This is a genomic window from Leclercia barmai, assembly GCF_049312895.1.
Taxonomy (GTDB): Bacteria; Pseudomonadota; Gammaproteobacteria; order Enterobacterales; family Enterobacteriaceae; genus Enterobacter; species Enterobacter barmai.
Map to the genome: position 1 here is coordinate 1 of NZ_JBMNWZ010000026.1, position 291 is coordinate 291.

The window sequence follows — 291 nt, forward strand, 5'->3', positions numbered from 1 at the left end:
CTCCTTTTAAAGGATGAGCGGTACAGAGATTAGCATTTTGCGATGGGGTTATAGCTCAGCTGGGAGAGCGCCTGCCTTGCACGCAGGAGGTCTGCGGTTCGATCCCGCATAGCTCCACCATCCTTTACTGCGATAACATGAAAACTTCAGAGTGTACCTGCGAAGGTGCGCTGCGAAGTTTTGCTCTTTAAAAATCTGGATCAAGCTGAAAATTGAAACGACACACTGTGTCTGTTCTCCGTAACAGGAACAGATGGTAAGTGTGTTCGAGTCTCTCAAATTTTCACAACA

General features: G+C 47.1%; 1 tRNA gene. It reads left to right on the top strand.

The window, feature by feature from the left end:
- The first annotated feature begins 44 nt into the window (after window positions 1-44).
- A tRNA-Ala gene (locus tag ACOYA6_RS23065) sits at window positions 45-120 on the top strand.
- Window positions 121-291 lie beyond the last annotated feature (171 nt).